Origin of the sequence: Pseudemcibacter aquimaris (assembly GCF_028869115.1) — a bacterium.
Classification (GTDB): domain Bacteria; phylum Pseudomonadota; class Alphaproteobacteria; order Sphingomonadales; family Emcibacteraceae; genus Pseudemcibacter; species Pseudemcibacter aquimaris.
This window is the reverse complement of record NZ_CP079800.1, coordinates 1,972,784-1,990,586: the sequence shown is the minus strand read 5'-3', so window position 1 is coordinate 1,990,586 and position 17,803 is coordinate 1,972,784. Positions and strand designations below refer to the sequence as shown.

The following is a 17,803-nucleotide window of genomic DNA, read 5'->3' as shown; positions in this document are numbered from 1 at the left end:
CCTTAAATTCAGTGTATTAGCTTGTCTCAGTTAAGCTATCCAGATATTTTTCAAGCCAGTGAATGTTATAATCACCATTGATGAAATCATCTTCGCGGATAAGCTTTTGATGAAGCGGAATTGTGGTTTTAATGCCGTCAATCACATATTCTTCCAGTGAACGACGCAGACGCATCAAACATTCATTACGTGTTTTACCATGAACGATCAATTTCGCGATCATGCTGTCGTAATGTGGTGGAATGTGGTAACGGGCGTAAAGGCCGCTATCCACACGCACATCAAGACCACCCGGTGTATGGTAATCTTTTACCTGGCCAGGGGATGGCATAAATGTAAACGGATCTTCGGCGTTAATGCGGCATTCAATGGCATGACCAGAGAACTTAACATCATCCTGCTTGTGTTTAAGCTCAAGCCCGTCGGCAACCCTGATTTGTTCTTTCACAAGATCAATACCAGTGATCATTTCCGTAACCGGATGTTCCACTTGAAGACGGGTATTCATTTCAATGAAATAAAATTCGCCATTTTCATAAAGGAATTCAATGGTGCCCGCACCACGATAACCAAGTGTTTCAACCGCTTTACGGCAAATTTCACCGATTTCATCACGCTGTTTTGAATTAAGCGCCGGTGATGGGCTTTCTTCAAGAACTTTTTGGTGACGACGTTGAAGCGAACAATCACGTTCACCAAGATGCACCACGTTTCCGTGGGTATCAGCAAGAATTTGAATTTCAATGTGACGTGGTGTTGTCAGGAATTTTTCAAGATAAACCGTTCCGTCACCAAATGCTGCTTCTGCTTCGCGTTGACAGCTTGTTACTGCAACTTCCAGCTCATCTGCGCTTTGAACGATCTTCATTCCCCGACCGCCGCCGCCAGCTGCTGCCTTAACGATCACAGGGTAACCCATGTCAGCGGCAATTGGTGCTGCGTCTTCGTAGGTGTTAATTTCACCTTCGGAACCCGGAACAACCGGAATACCAGCATTTTTTACGGCTTCTTTCGCGGAAATTTTATCACCCATCAGGTTGATATGATCTGCAGTTGGGCCGATAAATTTAATGCCGTATTTTTCAACGATTTCTGCGAATTTTGCATTTTCGGAAAGGAAGCCATAACCCGGGTGGATCGCATCCGCGCCGGTGATTTCCGCGGCAGACATAATCGCAGGGATATTTAGATAACTGTCAACGGATGCTGGTGGGCCGATACAGACACTTTCGTCCGCAAGGCGCACATGCATTGCTTTTTCATCAGCCGTTGAATGAACAGCCACGGTTTTAATGCCCATTTCGTGACAGGCACGATGGATACGTAGGGCAATCTCGCCGCGGTTGGCAATAAGGACTTTTTCAATCATGGACGTCCCCGTTATTCGATGATGACGAGTGGTTCGCCGTATTCAACCGGCTGTTCGTTTGAAACAAGGATTGCTTTAACCGTACCCGCTTTTGCAGCGTGGATTTGGTTCATCACTTTCATTGCTTCTACGATCAGGATTGTTTGACCTGCTGAAACTGTATCACCAACCTTGATAAATTCGTCCGCTGTTGGATCAGGTGATGTATAAATTGTTCCCACCATCGGCGAGAAAATCGTACCAGGATGATCTTCTGCTGGCGTATCTGCCGCGGCTGCTGGTGCTTCTGCGGCAGCTGGTGCTGCTGCAGGTGCTGGGGCCGCTGCAATTGGCGCAGGGGCAGCAACGGATACAACGGAACCGCCACGTGATAATTTGATTTTTCTTTCCCCATCTTCCACTTCGATTTCAGAAAGATCAGTGTCATTCAGCATTTCAGCGAGTTCACGAATTAACTTTGTGTCCACTTGCATTTTTGCCATTATTAATAATCCTTTTAACTATGAACTTGATTGTGTTTACGAGAGTATATCAGAAACGGCGTCAACCGCCATTAAATAACCAACGGAACCGAACCCGGTAATCATACCAACCGCCGCCGGCGAGATAAAGGAATGATGACGGAATTCTTCGCGTTTGAAAATATTTGATAAATGTACCTCGACACAGGGCGTGTCAACGGCAAGCAGGGCATCCATAATTGCAACCGATGTGTGGGTAAGGGCGCCCGCATTAATGACGATGGCGTCATGTGCGTCACGTGCTTCCTGTATCCAGTTAACGATTTCACCTTCGGTGTTGGATTGACGAAAATCAATAGTAAGGTCAAGCGATGATGCCTTGGCCGACATTTTGTCTTTAATGTCGTCAAGTGTCTCTGCACCATATATTTCCGGTTCCCGCGTCCCCAACAAATTTAAATTGGGACCATTAATCACCAATATTGATTTTGTCATATTTCCCTGCTGACTTATTATCATTAGGTATGTATATAATACTTAAATTATGATTTGAAAACAGTTAAAGGCATTAATAATGATAAATGTGACCATTAACGGCGACACGCACAGCATGGATGAGGCATTACCGCTGATTGATTTACTGGGCAAGTTTGAAATTGATCATGAAAAGGTGGCGATTGAACACAACCGCGAAATCGTCCCCAAAACCACTTTTGCCGATGTAACGGTCGGTGATGGTGATAACCTTGAAATTGTACATTTCATTGGCGGCGGTTGAAGAATAACTTAAATAGACGGATTTAGATAACATGAGCGACACATTAAAGATCGCGGGAAAAGAATATAATTCCCGCCTTATCGTTGGTACGGGCAAATATAAAGATTTCGAGGAAACAAAACTCGCGGTCGAGGCATCCGGCGCGGAAATCGTCACGGTCGCTGTGCGCCGTGTTAATATCGCGAACCCGGGCGAACCAATGCTTGTGGATTATCTTGATCCAAAGAAATATACATACCTGCCGAATACGGCCGGATGTTTTACCGGTGATGATGCGGTGCGCACACTGCGCCTTGCACGCGAAGCCGGCGGATGGGATCTTGTGAAGCTTGAGGTCCTTGGCGATCAAAAAACATTATACCCGAACATGCCGGAAACCGTAGAAGCCGCGAAAACGCTTATCGCTGAGGGCTTCCAAGTCATGGTTTATTGTAACGATGACCCGATCCAGGCCAAAATATTAGAAGACATCGGCTGCTGCGCGATTATGCCGCTGGGCGCACCAATTGGTTCCGGCCTTGGTATCCAAAACCCGGTGGGCATCCGCATTATCGTGGAACAGGCAAATGTACCAGTACTCGTTGATGCTGGCGTTGGCACCGCAAGCGAGGCCGCCCAAGCCATGGAACTCGGTTGTGACGCCGTTCTAATGAACACCGCCATCGCAGAAGCCAAAGACCCGGTACGCATGGCCCGCGCCATGAACAACGCCGTTAAAGCGGGACGTGACGCGTATCTATCAGGACGTATGCCAAAGAAACTATACGCCGACCCATCATCACCGCTTGCTGGGTTGATTTAGGATAATCGAAATAAAATTTGAAGAATGAAAAGCTAACGCTCTGTGAAGATTGTTATGGATTCTTTTAATCTATACATCGGAACTGGTTGACCATCTTTAATTGCAGGGGCGTATCGGGATTTTTTTATTGCCTCTGCAAGTGCGTCAGCAAGTTCAATATTGATTGTAGTAAGTGGCGTAATATTTGTTGTAAAACCATTTTTATCCACATCAAACCTCACTGACGCGTGATGCGATTTTCCACGTCCTTTTACATTTGAAGGGAGGATAGGGAATTCAGCGTATAAAGCTCTTTTAGGGTCACCAAAACCTTCTGGTCTTTTTTTAGCATATGCAACGAGGTGTGGTGTTGCTTTATCCGTTTTTCCATCTTTGCTATAAATATTTATGAGGGATTCGTGGGCTAGTAAAAGAAGTTCTATATCTTTAGTGTTAAGGTTTTTATCTAAAATTTCAATCGCGGAATTAAAAAACTTGATAGTAGCAGCTTTGTTGTTTCTTCTTTCGCTTATGAATGCCATCGACATAAACATTATGCCCAAATTAGGTTTGTCTTCAGTAAATAGTTTATCATATAGCTCCCAAGAAATTGTATACGGAGTTTTATCCTGATCTTTAGCTAATATCCCATAAAGCTTTCTACTAATTACATAATATAATTCTGACCTAATTCTCTCTTCATCGTAAACTTGTTTTATAATTTCTTGCAAGTTGTTTACATAAATGCTGTTGTTTTTAATTTTGAGAGAATTAAACCCAGCATTTATAAACAATAAATATTGGAATAAATATTGTTCTTCTATTTGCGGAGATAGCTTGTACAGGGTTTCGAAATATTCTTCATATAAATCGAAGGCCTTGCGTTCGTTTTTATTGTTATCAGTTTTGCCTTTTATGTCGTTTAAATCTGCTAGGTTAACTGAGCATATTTAAGAAGTGTTTCAAGATTTCTTTTGTCGTATTTCTTTCTAATATTTGATGATGCCTCATGCACTCTAACGTGCATTTCATGGAGGCCTTCAATGCCTTCAGGGTTTTCAAATACTTCATTCGTTTCTTCATACAGTTTTACAAATATTGGCTTTTCATTTTCTTCGGCAAAAACAGAAAAATTAAATATTATGAATATAAGAAAGATATATGATTTTTTAATCATCTACTGTGAAACTCCATAAACGAAATTTAGTTTTGCGCCAATTGTTTCGATTAGTTCACCGTCTTTGACGCTTGGGGCGTATCTATATGATCTGGCGGCTTGAATGGATGGTCTGTTAAATTTGACGTTATCGCTATCAATGACTTTGATGTTACTGGTTCTGCCATTTTTATCGACATCAAATTGAAGCAATACTTCGATTGGCTCTTTTTGTAAGCGGCTTGCTTGTCTTGGGCCGATAGGTGGGAATTTTGGATTAATTCGGTAAAGTGGTGTGATGAATTGATCGAAATCCTTTGGTCTTTCGATGGCGATTGCTTGACAATGTAAAGTTGCTGCATCTGATTTACCCATTGATTCATAGAGGGCCACAAGAAAAGCATGAGTGTTTTGTTTTAATGAGGCCCCTTGTTCAGGGTTTTTGTCAAAGACATCAAGTGCGGCGAGTAAATTTCTTTCGGCTGATTTTTGTCTGCGTTTTGTCATTTCACGCTTTGCCATCCAGAAATAGCTTTTCCCTACTTTGAAATGATCTGGCCCATGTGCATTAAGGTAATGCTTATTGGCCCGTTTGAAATAATTATGAGCATCGTTAAAATCGCGATTGTTATAAAGTGCCATAGCAATTGAAAACTGGATGTCACCATGTTCTGCATCTGAATAATCCAGTTTCTGGCTTGCGTTATGAATATTTTTCGCGTGAAGGGTGGCTCTTTGTTGGTTAGATTCAAGGGAGAGTGATTCCAGATAATTTAGGTAAAAATATATATAATCTTTGTCTTTTTTCGCTTTTATTTTGTCTATGATTTCTAGGTATTGTTCGTATAATTCCCATGCTTTTAATCGTAGGTCAGGGTGTGTGTCATCCTTGCTTTTATATGCATATATAGTGGCGAGGTTCACAATACTTGCTGCCGTGTTGGGATTGTTTTTTCCGTAATATGGCAATGATAAATCATAAACTTTTTGGGCAGCCTTTATAATGGCATCAACATCTTTAGTTGACTGGCTAAGATGTGAATATTCCGAAAAAGCAGCTTCGATTTTTTGTAAATCTGTCATATCCGCTGCCTGTTCGGCATAGACGGGAGAAATAAAAATGACAAGTAGTGATAAAATTCTGATCATATCACATTGCTTTCATGTACATATATTTTCTACTGGCTATTCCAAATTGCAATACGGCCATTACATTTGGTACTTCAATTCTCGTGCCATTTTCGGACTGCGGGATATATCGAAATCCTTCGACAGCTTTTATTGCATTTTCTTCAAACACTGAGGAAGATGATTCCACCACTGTGATGTTTTTTGTCTTTCCTTCGGTATCAATCGTCAATTTGATAACAACATAACCGCCGGCACCGTGACGCCTTGCGGTCGAGGGATATAGTGGTTCTTTCCTTACAATCGGTAGAAACATTTCTTTTGGATTGTTAGCAAATTTTGTAACCTGTTCGCCGTGTGATGCAGCCAAATCATATTTACCTGTTTCTACATATAATCTCGCTAAGTTTTTATGGGAATTTGCGAGGATGTTTTTATCTATTGTTTCTAATTCTTCATAATTTTTGAGGGCTAATTGAAAACCTACCTCAGCATCCTTGTAGTTTTTATTGTCGAAATGAATGAGCGCTTTACCGAGATAGGCATTTGCAAGGGTTAATTTATTCGTGTTTTCAATGGTTTCAAGTTTGTTTAGTGCTGAAATAAAAATTTTAAGTGCTTTTGCTTTGTCGTCTTTCAGATAACGTTGATTTGCTACAAAGACCTCAATTTCTGCTTTTTTCAAAACTGGAATATTACTTTTTGATGCCATGGATAATAAATTGTTTAGATATTTATTTTTGTACCATATCCCATGAAGTGCCATTTCGGTGTTGATAAGTTCTATATAATGATCAAAGTATGTTTCATCTTTTGGCGTTTTAGATTTGTCTAAAATTTTGAAGTATTTCTTATAATATTCGCTGGCAATCTCTTCATATTCATAAATTTTCCCATTACTGGTTTCATCGTATAAACGTGCCATATTATAGTGAACAATTGCATTATTTTTGCTGTTTCTGCCATAAGCTTTCGGAGCAATTTTTATAAGTTTTTTTCCTACTGCAACAATTGGTTCTATGTTCTGTGAACTTGAATATAGTTCATTAAATTCTTCGTATAATTTTTTAAATTCTGCCTTGTCCGTTGCTTGATCGGCGAATGCGTAAGAGGAGAGGAGTAAAGAGAATAATAGAAGATATTTGATCATTACCTTGACCTTCGATATTCAATTCGCGCTTTAGCATTTTCTGTAATAATCAGTTCGCCATTTTGCACACTAGGCGCATATCTCCATTTTGAAATTGCTTCGAGGCTATTTTTTTCAAAAATTGCTGCAGAACTTTCTAAGATTTTCACATCTTGTGTGTTTCCATTTGTATCAACATTAAATTCGACGAGAACATATCCTTCTCTGCGAGTGGACGGATAGTCGGGAAGTTTTCTGTATAATGGATCAATTTCTTTATCAAAATCTTTTGGACGTTCAATGGCTACAGCCTGACAATGTTTAGTTGCTGCGTCAGGGTTTCCCATTTCTTCATATAAAGCGACAAGGAATGCATGAGTTGATTGAGCAAGTGTATTTCCTAATTCACCATTCTTTTCGAATATATCAAGCGCTTTTAAGAACTCTTTTTCAGCTAATTCTCTTTTATTCCATCCCATGTCAATTTTGGCGATTGAAAATAAATTTTCACCAATTTTAAAATGATTTTCTCCATAAGCTTTTTCATAATTTAAATTTGAATCTTCATGGAAATCTTTTGCTTCTTGGTATTGGCGGTTTTTGAAAAGAATATGAGCTAAACTATTCTCAATTTTCGCCAATTCTTGTGGCTCGTAGTCTAATTCTTTAGCAATTTTTTGTATTTTTCTAGCTTCACTTTTAATGCTTTCCTCTACATGATCGTCAACACTTGCTTTCAGATATACTAAGAATTGATTGACGTATGTTCTGTTTTTGGGCGCATCAATTCTATCAAGAATTTTAAAATATTTTTCCAAAAGGATTGTGGTTTGGTTCTCTAATTCTACATTATGCTGTTCTAAATCTTTTTCTATATAAAGGCTCGCCAGATTATACGTCACAACGGCGGTGTTCATATGGTTCTTGCCATATGCCTTGGGTGCGATTTTGATTAGTTTTTCGGCGACCTCGATGATTGGGTCGATGTCTTCGGAACTTGAATATAGTTCATTAAATTCAGCGTATAATTTTTTAAATTCGGCCTTATCCGCGACTTCATCAGCGAATACCGGTGTGATCAGCAGGCTTAATATAAATATAATTCGGGTAAGCATCATTTCCCCCAATAAAATGTTGATTTCGCAAAATTATAGCGGGGATGGAAATTGAATTCAAATATTTATATGGCGCGTTTTTCAATGGCGGGGTATTTGACCAGTAATGTTAAGGCTCGCAGTACGATAAACACTGTATACGCGGCCCAAAGGCCGTGATTTTCCCACATTGGGATCAGGGTATATACACAGATAACATAGAAACCCGTGGATATGATCATGCCGTTGCGCATGTCGCTGCCGGCGGTGGCGCCGATGAAGATGCCGTCTAATTGAAAGCTCCAGATCGATAGGATCGGCAACACGATAATCCAGATCAGATAATCATGGGCGATTGTCCTTATGGCCTCAATATTCGTGAGGGCATTGATCATCATTTCACCGAATAGGAAATAAATAATGCTAAAGGCGCTGGCGGTAAAAATCGCCCATTTGCCGGAAATGATCACCGCGGCGCGCAGGCGTTCTTTTGACTTGCGGCCGATTTCTTTGCCGACCAAAACCTCTGCCGCTTGTGCGAAGCCATCAAGACCATATGCGGTTAGGTTCTGAATATTCATCAGTATCGCATTGGCCGCAAGTATTTCGGTACCGAAACGAGTGCCGAGCAATGTAAAGCTCGCAAGCGTTAACGTCAGGCACATAGTGCGGATGAATATGTCGCGGTTTAATGAAAACAGCTTTTTAAAAGCGGCCATATTCATGATGTCTTGTAATACATCGGCACCAAATAACGGCAGTTTCGCATTTAATCTGTTTTCCCGTTTCACGTAATAAAGGCAGATGATAAATGCCGTGCTTTCCGATAAAACGGTGCCAAGTGCCACACCATCCGCGGTCATGTCAAAGCCGTACACAAATAGGAAATTCAGAAGTATATTACTAACGTTCATGTATAGGTGGATGTATAGAACCTCTTTCGCGCGGCCAATGCCCAGAAGCCAACCCGACGCCACATAATTCATAAGCGCAAAGGGCGCACCCCAAATGCGAATGGTAAAATACAGATGGGTGAGGGCGGTGACATTTTCTTCCGCTTCCATGAACATAATGAATGTGTTTATGAGAAGGGCTTGTAGTAAAATGAAAATAAAGCCGATTACCGCTGCACTGATGCAGCCACGTATAAACAATTGATTTAACGCCAGTTCATCAGACCTGCCGTAGCTTTGCGCCGATAATCCAGTGGTGCCCATCCGTAAGAAATTGACCCCGTTATAAAGGATGCTAAACGCCATCGCGCCAAGCGCAACCGCCGCTAGATAACGTTCATGAGGCATGTGTCCCATGATGAAACTGTCGGTTAATCCAAGCAGCGGTGTGGATAAATTCGCAAGCACGGCCGGGATTGCAATCTGCCACATTTGTCGAGATATTTCGTGATTGTTTTGAGCAAGTGACATTTTGTAATGGCTTAGATAAGAAAATGTGTTGTAATATTGACGAACTTTTGTTGAAAAATAATAGTTTTTAAGATAAATGAACAGCAAATTATTTTTATATATTATTTTACATGTAAACTTTTATATGTAAATTTGTTTCAAAAGTAACTATTAATCGTTACTGTTTAATGAAACAGAATAAATAAAGGCCATAGAAGGGTTATGAGTATGAATGTAGAAACATCAGCCGAGAATTATGTGGAACAGGATTCCGTATGCGTCCGTTTTGCAGGTGATTCTGGCGATGGAATGCAGCTTACCGGGACACAGTTTTCCGTTGTGACTGCGCTTGAAGGAAGCGACCTTTCAACGTTTCCTGATTTCCCCGCTGAAATTCGCGCACCTGTCGGCACCACATTTGGTGTTTCCGCGTTCCAGATCAATTTCGGATCTGTTGAGGTGTCAACGGCGGGTGATGCACCAGACGTACTTGTATGTATGAACCCTGCGGCTCTTAAAGTAAGCCTTGGCGGTCTTAAAGAAGGTGGTCTGATCATCCTTGATGAAGGGGCGTTTAACCAACGTAACCTTGATAAAGCAGGATATGAAGCAAACCCGCTTGAGGATCATACGCTTGATGGCTATCAGGTTCAAAAGCTTGATATCACGAAGATGACCCTTGAATCCGTGAAAGAATACGGCCTTGGTAAAAAGGATGCGATCCGTTCCAAGAATATGTGGACGCTTGGATTGATCCTATGGATGTTTGGCCGTCCACGTAAACCGATCACAGATTGGTTAGAGCAGAAATTTAAAAAACTTCCGGATGTGGCGGCGGCCAACGTTGCCGCGATTAATGCGGGCCATGCGTACGGCGAAACCGCAGAAGTTTCAAGCAACCTACGTCGTTATAACATCGGCGTTCATAAGGAAGAACCGGGCGAATACCGTACCGTGAATGGTAACCAGGCTCTTGCGTGGGGTCTTGTTGCGGGGTCGCAACTTGGTGACATTCCGTTGATGCTTGGATCATACCCGATTACGCCTGCGTCAACATTGCTGCATACGTTATCAGGGTTAAAAGAATTTGGCGTAACCACCTTCCAGGCGGAAGATGAAATCGCCGCGATTTGTGGCGCGATTGGTGCGTCATTTGCGGGTCAGCTTGGTATTACATCAAGTTCCGGCCCGGGTATCGCGCTAAAGACCGAAGCAATGGGCCTTGCGATCAGTACGGAATTGCCGCTTGTGATTGTTGATATTCAACGTGCGGGCCCGTCAACCGGTCTTCCGACTAAAACGGAACAGTCTGATTTATTCCAGGCGGTTTGGGGCCGTAACGGTGATGCACCGATTTGTGTGCTTTCCGCGTCAAACCCGCAGGACTGTTTCGATGTGGGTATCGAAGCGGTACGTATCGCCACCAAATATATGACACCGGTGATGGTGCTTTCCGATGGTTATATCGGTAACGCGTCCGAGCCATGGAAATTACCGGATATCAACGAACTTGATAAATTCCCTGTAAAACATCACACGGATACAAAGGATTTCCACCCGTTTAAACGTGACCCGGAAACGCTTGCGCGTCCGTGGGTTAAGCCGGGCACAGAAGGGCTGATCCACCGTATCGGCGGTATTGAAAAAGATTATAACAGTGGCCATATTTCATATGATCCGGCGAACCACCAATTGATGTCCGACACACGTGCCGACAAAATCATGGGCATTGCCGATGATATTCCATTACAGGAAGTGTCACAAGGCGAAGAGGGCGGTAAGCTTTGTGTTGTTGGATGGGGTTCAACACGTGGCGCCATCCATCAGGCGGTAAAACGTTGCCGCAAAGAAGGCGTTGATGTTTCCCATGTCCATATCGGTAATATCTGGCCATTGCCAAGAAACCTTGAAAGCTTGTTGAAAAGTTATGACAAGGTAATTGTTGCCGAAATGAATAAAGGGCAGATGAATAAGCTGCTTCGTGCGGAATATCTGCTTGATGCTGTGTCACTGACCAAAGTATCAGGACAGCCATTTAAAATTACAGAGATCCAAGACTGTATCCGCGAACATGCAGGAGATGCGTCATGAACAAACAAGCAGACGTTAAAAAATTAACATTCAAAGATTTTGAAACCGATCAGGAAGTACGCTGGTGCCCGGGTTGTGGTGACTATGCGATCCTGAAAGGCGTTCAAATGACGCTTGCGAACATTGGCGCGACACCGGAAAACACAGTGTTTATTTCCGGTATTGGCTGTTCGTCACGTTTCCCGTATTACATGGAAACATACGGTTTTCACACAATTCACGGCCGTGCGCCGGCGGTGGCGACGGGTGTTAAGCTTGCGAACCCTGACCTTGATGTATGGCTTGTGACCGGTGACGGTGACGGCTTAAGTATCGGTGGTAACCATATGCTGCATGTGCTGCGTCGTAATGTGGATATGCAGATCATGTTGTTTAACAACGAAATTTATGGTCTGACCAAGGGACAGTATTCCCCGACATCAAAACCAGGCACAAAATCACCGTCTACCCCGATGGGTTCTGTTGATTTGCCGCTGACACCATGTTCATTTGCGCTTGGGGCGGGGGCACGTTTTGTGGCCCGTGGTATTGATACGGCGTTAAAAGCGCTTCCGGGTACGCTGGAACGTGCACGCGATCATAAGGGCGCATCATTTGTGGAAATTTATCAAAACTGTATCGTATTTAACGACAAGGTTTTTGAACATTTCACCAACAAAAAAGAAGCCGAAAACACACAAATCCATGTTGAACATGGTAAGCCACTGATTTTTGGTAAAGAAAAGAACATGGGTATCCGTTTCAATATGGATCAATTTGCCATGGAAGTGGTCACCATCGGTGAAAACGGCATCACAGAAGATGATATTCTGATCCATGATGAAACCAATAAAATGATGGCACATATGCTGGTGCAATTAACCGCACCGGAATTCCCGGTTGTTTGCGGTGTGATTTACTGTGAACCAGCGGAAACATACAATGACGCCGTCCATCAACAAATGGACGCCGCCAAAGCCGCCAAGCCAGCTGATTTCAACGCCCTGATCCGTCAAGGCCGCACCTGGACGGTGGAATAAGCATTATCAAATAATTTGTATTAAGGGGCCATTGGCCCCTTTTTTTATGATGGGACGATCAATGCGGAGAGTTCAATTCTCTCCAGCAGCACCAGTTTTATAAATTTTCTATACGTAGATTATTTTTAAATCTGACTTCTTTTTTGTGTGAAAACTTTTAGCGAACTCAATTACTTCTTCGATCGTTTCGTCCGGATGGCTAGTTGTTGTAATAAATCTAATATTGGTTCCATCCCCCACGGCAATTTCGTCCATAATATCTTCCCAAAGTTCACAATCCTTACCAACAACACAAAATAATTCATATTCTTGGTCTAATAAAGACATCAACATATCATCATGACTCTTATCGTATCCACTTTCTGAGACTAGAAGGAACTTAGAGTATTCCTTATTAACTTTACTAGAGAGCATCTTTAAATTTCCAAACCTTGATGAAAGTACAGTCAGAAGCCTCATTGAAATGCCAATCCACTACAACATATTCAGAAAATATTGGGGCATGATAGGAACCAAGATATGTTCTTAATATAAAGTGAACTTCGTCATTGTTTAATGTTTCTTCTATTTCGTAGTGTACTGAATCACGTATACTATACAAGTCACTACCCCAAGATTGGATTTGTCCTCTAGCGGCTCTATCCAGAATGTATTCTTTAACTGACTCTACATTTGTCCCAATTGGTGTAGACAATAGTATTTCACTTCTTAGCTCATCACTTGAACGGCGAAGCGGATTATTTGCAATATTGAGAACAATCGCCCCAATCACTAAGAGAAAGGGTATTCCGATTTTCAAGAGCTTGTTGGACATGAATTTCTAACCCCCTGTATAATTATTAAAACCATACTGGTAATTAAATTGAAAGGCAATGTATGAATAGTTTGAATACATACTTGATCACAGGTCACACAACTGGTGCACAATTGACTAAGTATAAATGTGATAACATTTTTATTCTCAATAACTTAAAGGATAAATGGGCTATTCCCTCCTGCAGCACCATTTTTCTTGCTCTTAAGAAAACTCCTTAACGCCTTTACGCCAGAAATGTATGGATATCAAAAACAACATTAATGGTGGCATTAATCCAAATTCATCGCCATACCAATATGTGTCCTGGGTGTTGATCGTCAGGGATGAGAAATATTTTTGTAAAAATACATTGCCGGACATGTGAAATATTACTGCTGTCCATAGGCTATTTGATTTAAGGCGTAAGTAAGTCATGATCACGGATGAGCTCATGATATAAAGCGTGAAACAAAATAGCTGAAAATAGAGGGGCGTGTGTGAATTGCCATAGATGCCGACATACATAAGCGGCCAGTGCCAGATGGACCATAAAAAACCACTGACCAATGCCGTGCCCTTAAATGTCATGGATTTCATAAGTTCCGGGATTAAAAAGCCGCGCCATGCAACTTCCTCGCCCAATACGGATGGTAATGCGAGCAAGAATGTAATAGTTGCGGTGATCGCAAAATGAAAAAAGATAATCCCGTAATCATTCCAGTTCGTTAAGTTATAAGCTTCTTTTTGTTCTGCAATAAAGTCGGTGTTATACCATTCACCAAAGCCAAGTGACCAAATCAGTATGTATCCAAACCCAATGGCGAGTAACGGTATAAAATAGCTTTGATACTGGTATTTCCACGGTCCCCATGACCACCCCAGTGAAGCTATGGGTATTTTTCTAATCCAGCATGTCGTGATGGCCGCCACACCAACAGAAAGCATAAGCGGTGTTGCCTTACCCAAACGAAATATCAGCCAGTAGCCAATAACATAAAATATGGTCGTTAAAACGATAAACAGCCCCAATGTTATTGTCGTGTCTTTCTTAAATGCCATGCTTCACTTTCAATTATACTTTAGGCGAGCAAAATGCTCTTTTTATTACAATAATCATTATGAAAATTGCTGTCATTAATAATTTTATGTCAACTTAGTTGACAATAATGCATCGCCATGATATTTCACATTAATGAAGAAAAATAATGATGAATTATATCAGTCCATTCAACTGACCCGGCCATTGTTGCGACACATAACAGGTGCCGTTGAAAATGAAATCAGTAAGTTTGATATTAGTGTCGGTCAAAGGGCGATATTGGAAGTTTTATATAATAATGGGCAAAGCGCCGCGCCGGTTATTACGACATCCTTAAATGTGAAACGTCAATTTACGTCACGTATTTTAATTGAACTATTGGATAAAAAGCTTGTTAAAAAATCCGCTAATCCCAAAAGCAAGAAGTCACCTTTATATGAATTAACAGGGGCAGGGGGGAAGGCGATTACTGATATCAGGAATGATGAAACCGAATTGTTGGATGGTTTTTCAAAAATGTTCAGTGATGATGACCTTAAATCCTTTTGCAGGGTTCAATCAGCTTTAAACGATTGGTTCCGTGACCTAGCGACAAAAAAGGAAGTGTGACATGTGGGGAATTCCTCTTTTTATAATTATAATGCTTATTCTATATACCTTTTGGACAATGCGTCTAAACCAAACGCCGACAAAGGGCGAAAAGATCGATATTACGACCCGTTCAAATAAAGCATTGCTCGTCATCGATTTACAGGATGATTTTACATCCAATTTCGAAACGGATAAATATACGCCGTCCTATCTTAAAGGGCGGCTTGATCAAGTAAATACGTTGAGTGTTGAATATAATGATGCACAGCATTCGGTCATCACGATCCGCCATATTTTCAATGGATGGTATATAAACTTACTAATGAAAATACTTGCCGGTGGGAAGGGTTGCGAAAACTCAAATGGTTTAGGGCTGGATAATCGTTTAAAAATTAAATCTGATTTTGAAATGATCAAGTCGGCAGGTGATGCATTTTCAAATCCGGATCTTTTAGAATATCTGGCAAAAAAGAATATCGGAACATTATTGATTTCTGGGCTGGATGGGAATTACTGCGTCAAAAATACCAGTTTAGGGGCGTTAAACCGCGGCTATAAAGTTGAAATATATGATAACGCAGTGCTATCGACATCCGATACCCAATGGGCCAAAGATAAAGAATTACTCATCCGACAAGGTGCAACGATTATTGAATAAATTTTATTCAGAAAAAACAGCGTCAAAATGAATTAGCCATTTATTATCCACTTTTTTCCAAATAACCAAGTAAGGCCCGTTTATTGTTATATCCGCTTTCCCTTCTTCCTTGATTACGGTTGTCCATCTTCCTTTTTCATAGGCCATATTTTCCGCCACATCTAATTCAGTGGTTTCAAGGCTAAGATTTAATTTGGCGGGCCCGGATGTTTCGGCGGTAATGTTGGCGCGAATGGCATCTTTGCCAACAGAGGTTGGAAAACCGGAAACCATAACGCGCGCGTCTTTCGTATGAAGCGCTGCAACCGCATCCGCATTACCGCTATTATACCCATTTTCATATTTCGAATTTTGTATCTGAATTTGTGCGGCAACATCATCATTGGCATATGCGATTGGTGCAATGATAATGGATAGGAACCACATGGATATGATTTTGATAATATGCTTCATGATTTTTCCTTTTGGTTTAGGTTATAATGCTTCTATGGATCGGATGATTATTAAATCTTTTCTCTGCGCCCAGAAACACGAATGATCCCCATAACGCCCATAATGAAAATAAGGCGGCGAGGGTGCTGATGCCCCAATTTAATATGCCGCGGTCGATGATGGATATGTTTGGTGATTTGGGTTTATACAGCACATCAACCGTTTCCCCACGGTCATATAGTGGGGTACTTGATCCGATGCTGTCGGTGAATTCGTGTGTTTCACCGTTTTCGTCCATAAAGCGGATGATGGCGTAATATGTATAGCCGGTATTATCGCTGTTATCATGTGTTTCCATGCCGATGATGGTGCCGGATGTGCGTAAGCCATTTTCGGTCATATCGATCATTTCCTGCCCGCTGTAATATCCCCAGTACCCAAGCCCGATTGATATTAAAAATAGCACCAGCGTTGTTACCTTGCTGTATTTCAAATGGGATTTTGCATGTTTGATGATTTCGGGTTTTGTAAGGATTTCGCCATTAATCTCATGAGGTTCGGATGTCGGTTTTTTGCCCGCTTTAATATCGCGCCAGAATTCAGATAATAATTCGCGGTCAAATTTACTGTGGGTTATTTTGCGGTAAAAATGAAACACCTTTTCCCCACCAAATAGAATTCCGGCGAGGATAAAAAGCGCCATCATGTAATTAAATTCAAATTTTTTAATGGCCAAATTCATGATGAATAGACCGGGTACGAGGAACATTGTGCCAAACACAAACCAGATCATTGTGGGGCGGCGTATTTTTTTCGGGTTATCCGGCATGATCATCAAATTAACATGGGTGCCGGGTAAACGGCTTAAAATGGAACTGGAACCCAGTGCGCTATCCTGTTCAAGTTCTTGGCCGTCGTGGGTTTTATATTTAAATACGGAATAAAAATATTTGCCTTGTGCCTTAACGGCGGTGATCACGCCATCAATCCGTTCGGATTTTAACCGCCAGTAAATCTCATAGCCCAGAAATGCAGTGCCAAAGGAAATAAAAGCCACACCCATAAGAAGCAGACCTAACGTTTCCCATGTATTGAAAAAAGAAAATAATGTATCAAAAATAAAATCAAACAATGATTAACCCCGATGTATTTTAAAGTCAGGGTATCAAATTATTGAAAGCAGGTCTAATGCTGTCTTTATGTGGTTGTTACAATCGCGGATAAGATATGCGTTACATTTTCACCGTCATTGGCCATCGGAAGCTCGATCCATAATGACGGTATCAGGCTGCCATCATGTTTTGGTATTGCGCCGTAATTGATGCCGTAATGATGATTGTAAAGATACCCAAGATATTCGAAATATTTATCGACCGTGTCTTGAGAAGGGGGCATTCCTTCTTCGATTTGTTCGTAAATTGTTTTCTCGCCCCAATATTGTGCAAACACATCACCGATGATGATGTTGCGTTTCGGGGCATCGATTGTTTCCCCAACATCTTGGATGCGAATATTAGAATGCCACCCTTTAAAGTTTTCAAATTTGAAATCTTTCCAAGCAGGGAGCTTTTTATTCCCTCTTACGTCATCCCAGATTTCGTAGATGGGGGCAAGTTTGGATGCTTCATTAGAAAAGCTGTCATTAACGCACAAAAGATGGCATTTCAGATTATTTTCATTTTCCTGAAAATTAATGATTTTTTTGCTTAGTGACTCAAGTGACATACTTATTGGTCTTCGTAATTATTCATTAGTGCAAAGTTATATCTTTTAACAATTGGACTATCAACACTTTAATTTTTAAAGCTTGTGGTGGAACAGGTGTATTTCTTTTCAATTCTGTCATAAAAAATTAAAATATGTTCTATTTTATATTCG

21 protein-coding genes are annotated in these 17,803 nt (G+C 41.3%); 6 read left to right on the top strand and 15 right to left on the bottom strand.

The window, feature by feature from the left end:
* Positions 1–16: 16 nt before the first annotated feature.
* Genes accC through aroQ form a run of 3 tightly spaced genes read right to left on the bottom strand, consistent with a single transcriptional unit; the run spans position 17 to position 2,325 of the window.
* Positions 17–1,369, bottom strand: a complete 1,353-nt coding sequence (accC, locus tag KW060_RS09450) for an acetyl-CoA carboxylase biotin carboxylase subunit (protein WP_249034573.1) — start codon at positions 1,367–1,369, stop codon at positions 17–19.
* Positions 1,370–1,380: 11 nt separating this feature from the next.
* Positions 1,381–1,842 carry an acetyl-CoA carboxylase biotin carboxyl carrier protein gene (gene accB, locus KW060_RS09445; RefSeq protein WP_420833186.1) on the bottom strand — a complete coding sequence of 154 codons (462 nt, stop codon included), beginning with the start codon at positions 1,840–1,842 and terminating at the stop codon, positions 1,381–1,383.
* A 45-nt stretch (positions 1,843–1,887) separates the two neighbouring features.
* A complete protein-coding gene (gene aroQ / locus KW060_RS09440) occupies positions 1,888–2,325 on the bottom strand; it encodes a type II 3-dehydroquinate dehydratase (protein ID WP_249034571.1) in 438 nt (145 codons plus the stop codon).
* A gap of 79 nt (positions 2,326–2,404) precedes the next feature.
* On the opposite strand from aroQ, the gene thiS reads away from it, so the two are divergent.
* Positions 2,405–2,608 carry a sulfur carrier protein ThiS gene (thiS, locus tag KW060_RS09435; RefSeq protein WP_249034570.1) on the top strand — a complete coding sequence of 68 codons (204 nt, stop codon included), beginning with the start codon at positions 2,405–2,407 and terminating at the stop codon, positions 2,606–2,608.
* Positions 2,609–2,639: 31 nt separating this feature from the next.
* On the top strand, positions 2,640–3,410 hold the full coding sequence (locus KW060_RS09430; RefSeq protein WP_249034569.1) for a thiazole synthase: 771 nt from the start codon (positions 2,640–2,642) through the stop codon (positions 3,408–3,410).
* A 32-nt stretch (positions 3,411–3,442) separates the two neighbouring features.
* Here KW060_RS09430 and KW060_RS09425 read toward each other — a convergent pair whose 3' ends face one another.
* From KW060_RS09425 to KW060_RS09400, 6 genes are all read right to left on the bottom strand, one after another.
* Positions 3,443–4,120, bottom strand: a complete 678-nt coding sequence (locus KW060_RS09425) for an energy transducer TonB (protein ID WP_249034568.1) — start codon at positions 4,118–4,120, stop codon at positions 3,443–3,445.
* A gap of 200 nt (positions 4,121–4,320) precedes the next feature.
* The gene (locus KW060_RS09420; protein ID WP_249034567.1) at positions 4,321–4,566 is read right to left on the bottom strand and encodes a hypothetical protein; all 246 of its coding nucleotides are present in this window, start codon (positions 4,564–4,566) and stop codon (positions 4,321–4,323) included.
* On the bottom strand, positions 4,567–5,628 hold the full coding sequence (locus tag KW060_RS09415; RefSeq protein WP_249034566.1) for an energy transducer TonB: 1,062 nt from the start codon (positions 5,626–5,628) through the stop codon (positions 4,567–4,569). It abuts the gene before it with no gap.
* 67 nt (positions 5,629–5,695) lie between these two features.
* Complete coding sequence (locus KW060_RS09410) at positions 5,696–6,823, bottom strand: TonB family protein (protein WP_249034565.1); 1,128 nt, start codon at positions 6,821–6,823, stop codon at positions 5,696–5,698.
* The gene (locus tag KW060_RS09405) at positions 6,823–7,920 is read right to left on the bottom strand and encodes a TonB family protein (RefSeq protein WP_274757241.1); all 1,098 of its coding nucleotides are present in this window, start codon (positions 7,918–7,920) and stop codon (positions 6,823–6,825) included. The genes KW060_RS09410 and KW060_RS09405 overlap by 1 nt, the downstream gene beginning before the upstream one ends.
* 62 nt (positions 7,921–7,982) lie before the next feature.
* Positions 7,983–9,281, bottom strand: a complete 1,299-nt coding sequence (locus tag KW060_RS09400; protein WP_249034563.1) for an MATE family efflux transporter — start codon at positions 9,279–9,281, stop codon at positions 7,983–7,985.
* A gap of 240 nt (positions 9,282–9,521) precedes the next feature.
* On the opposite strand from KW060_RS09400, the gene KW060_RS09395 reads away from it, so the two are divergent.
* Together KW060_RS09395 and KW060_RS09390 are read left to right on the top strand one after the other, a co-directional pair.
* Positions 9,522–11,390 carry a 2-oxoacid:acceptor oxidoreductase subunit alpha gene (locus KW060_RS09395; RefSeq protein WP_249034562.1) on the top strand — a complete coding sequence of 623 codons (1,869 nt, stop codon included), beginning with the start codon at positions 9,522–9,524 and terminating at the stop codon, positions 11,388–11,390.
* Positions 11,387–12,409, top strand: a complete 1,023-nt coding sequence (locus KW060_RS09390) for a 2-oxoacid:ferredoxin oxidoreductase subunit beta (RefSeq protein WP_249034561.1) — start codon at positions 11,387–11,389, stop codon at positions 12,407–12,409. Before KW060_RS09395 ends, KW060_RS09390 begins: the two co-directional genes overlap by 4 nt.
* Positions 12,410–12,517: 108 nt before the next feature.
* Here the strand turns inward: KW060_RS09390 and KW060_RS09385 are convergent, their stop codons facing one another.
* The 3 genes from KW060_RS09385 to KW060_RS09375 all read right to left on the bottom strand — a co-directional run bounded on the left by KW060_RS09385 (position 12,518) and on the right by KW060_RS09375 (position 14,264).
* Positions 12,518–12,823, bottom strand: coding sequence for a DUF7684 family protein (locus KW060_RS09385; protein ID WP_476704314.1), 306 nt, complete (start codon positions 12,821–12,823; stop codon positions 12,518–12,520).
* Complete coding sequence (locus KW060_RS09380) at positions 12,813–13,223, bottom strand: hypothetical protein (RefSeq protein ID WP_249034559.1); 411 nt, start codon at positions 13,221–13,223, stop codon at positions 12,813–12,815. Before KW060_RS09380 ends, KW060_RS09385 begins: the two co-directional genes overlap by 11 nt.
* Before the next feature lie 204 nt (positions 13,224–13,427).
* Positions 13,428–14,264 carry a CPBP family intramembrane glutamic endopeptidase gene (locus KW060_RS09375; protein ID WP_249034558.1) on the bottom strand — a complete coding sequence of 279 codons (837 nt, stop codon included), beginning with the start codon at positions 14,262–14,264 and terminating at the stop codon, positions 13,428–13,430.
* Between the two features lie 133 nt (positions 14,265–14,397).
* Between KW060_RS09375 and KW060_RS09370 the strand changes: the two genes are divergently transcribed.
* The gene (locus tag KW060_RS09370) at positions 14,398–14,853 is read left to right on the top strand and encodes a MarR family winged helix-turn-helix transcriptional regulator (protein WP_249034557.1); all 456 of its coding nucleotides are present in this window, start codon (positions 14,398–14,400) and stop codon (positions 14,851–14,853) included.
* Between the two features lie 58 nt (positions 14,854–14,911).
* Positions 14,912–15,493, top strand: a complete 582-nt coding sequence (locus KW060_RS09365) for an isochorismatase family protein (protein WP_249034556.1) — start codon at positions 14,912–14,914, stop codon at positions 15,491–15,493.
* Positions 15,494–15,496: 3 nt separating this feature from the next.
* Here KW060_RS09365 and KW060_RS09360 read toward each other — a convergent pair whose 3' ends face one another.
* The 3 genes from KW060_RS09360 to KW060_RS09350 form a co-directional block, all read right to left on the bottom strand.
* Positions 15,497–15,946 carry a YybH family protein gene (locus KW060_RS09360; protein WP_249034555.1) on the bottom strand — a complete coding sequence of 150 codons (450 nt, stop codon included), beginning with the start codon at positions 15,944–15,946 and terminating at the stop codon, positions 15,497–15,499.
* Positions 15,947–15,962: 16 nt separating this feature from the next.
* Positions 15,963–17,057 carry a DUF3592 domain-containing protein gene (locus KW060_RS09355; RefSeq protein WP_249034554.1) on the bottom strand — a complete coding sequence of 365 codons (1,095 nt, stop codon included), beginning with the start codon at positions 17,055–17,057 and terminating at the stop codon, positions 15,963–15,965.
* Between the two features lie 65 nt (positions 17,058–17,122).
* Positions 17,123–17,650, bottom strand: coding sequence for a hypothetical protein (locus KW060_RS09350; protein WP_249034553.1), 528 nt, complete (start codon positions 17,648–17,650; stop codon positions 17,123–17,125).
* Positions 17,651–17,803 lie beyond the last annotated feature (153 nt).

What these genes read in the sequence shown, in the direction of transcription:
- KW060_RS09380 (WP_249034559.1), bottom strand. Translation starts at nt 13,223, where the DNA reads ATGTCCAACAAGCTCTTGAAAATCGGAATACCCTTTCTCTTAGTGATT.
- KW060_RS09365 (WP_249034556.1), top strand. Translation starts at nt 14,912, where the DNA reads ATGCGTCTAAACCAAACGCCGACAAAGGGCGAAAAGATCGATATTACG.
- KW060_RS09370 (WP_249034557.1), top strand. Translation starts at nt 14,398, where the DNA reads ATGAAGAAAAATAATGATGAATTATATCAGTCCATTCAACTGACCCGG.
- KW060_RS09390 (WP_249034561.1), top strand. Translation starts at nt 11,387, where the DNA reads ATGAACAAACAAGCAGACGTTAAAAAATTAACATTCAAAGATTTTGAA.
- accC (WP_249034573.1), bottom strand. Translation starts at nt 1,369, where the DNA reads ATGATTGAAAAAGTCCTTATTGCCAACCGCGGCGAGATTGCCCTACGT.
- thiS (WP_249034570.1), top strand. Translation starts at nt 2,405, where the DNA reads ATGATAAATGTGACCATTAACGGCGACACGCACAGCATGGATGAGGCA.
- KW060_RS09420 (WP_249034567.1), bottom strand. Translation starts at nt 4,566, where the DNA reads ATGATTAAAAAATCATATATCTTTCTTATATTCATAATATTTAATTTT.
- KW060_RS09405 (WP_274757241.1), bottom strand. Translation starts at nt 7,920, where the DNA reads ATGATGCTTACCCGAATTATATTTATATTAAGCCTGCTGATCACACCG.
- KW060_RS09395 (WP_249034562.1), top strand. Translation starts at nt 9,522, where the DNA reads ATGAGTATGAATGTAGAAACATCAGCCGAGAATTATGTGGAACAGGAT.
- KW060_RS09385 (WP_476704314.1), bottom strand. Translation starts at nt 12,823, where the DNA reads ATGCTCTCTAGTAAAGTTAATAAGGAATACTCTAAGTTCCTTCTAGTC.
- KW060_RS09360 (WP_249034555.1), bottom strand. Translation starts at nt 15,946, where the DNA reads ATGAAGCATATTATCAAAATCATATCCATGTGGTTCCTATCCATTATC.
- accB (WP_420833186.1), bottom strand. Translation starts at nt 1,842, where the DNA reads ATGCAAGTGGACACAAAGTTAATTCGTGAACTCGCTGAAATGCTGAAT.
- KW060_RS09415 (WP_249034566.1), bottom strand. Translation starts at nt 5,628, where the DNA reads ATGACAGATTTACAAAAAATCGAAGCTGCTTTTTCGGAATATTCACAT.
- KW060_RS09410 (WP_249034565.1), bottom strand. Translation starts at nt 6,823, where the DNA reads ATGATCAAATATCTTCTATTATTCTCTTTACTCCTCTCCTCTTACGCA.
- KW060_RS09375 (WP_249034558.1), bottom strand. Translation starts at nt 14,264, where the DNA reads ATGGCATTTAAGAAAGACACGACAATAACATTGGGGCTGTTTATCGTT.
- KW060_RS09400 (WP_249034563.1), bottom strand. Translation starts at nt 9,281, where the DNA reads ATGTGGCAGATTGCAATCCCGGCCGTGCTTGCGAATTTATCCACACCG.
- KW060_RS09350 (WP_249034553.1), bottom strand. Translation starts at nt 17,650, where the DNA reads ATGTCACTTGAGTCACTAAGCAAAAAAATCATTAATTTTCAGGAAAAT.
- aroQ (WP_249034571.1), bottom strand. Translation starts at nt 2,325, where the DNA reads ATGACAAAATCAATATTGGTGATTAATGGTCCCAATTTAAATTTGTTG.
- KW060_RS09430 (WP_249034569.1), top strand. Translation starts at nt 2,640, where the DNA reads ATGAGCGACACATTAAAGATCGCGGGAAAAGAATATAATTCCCGCCTT.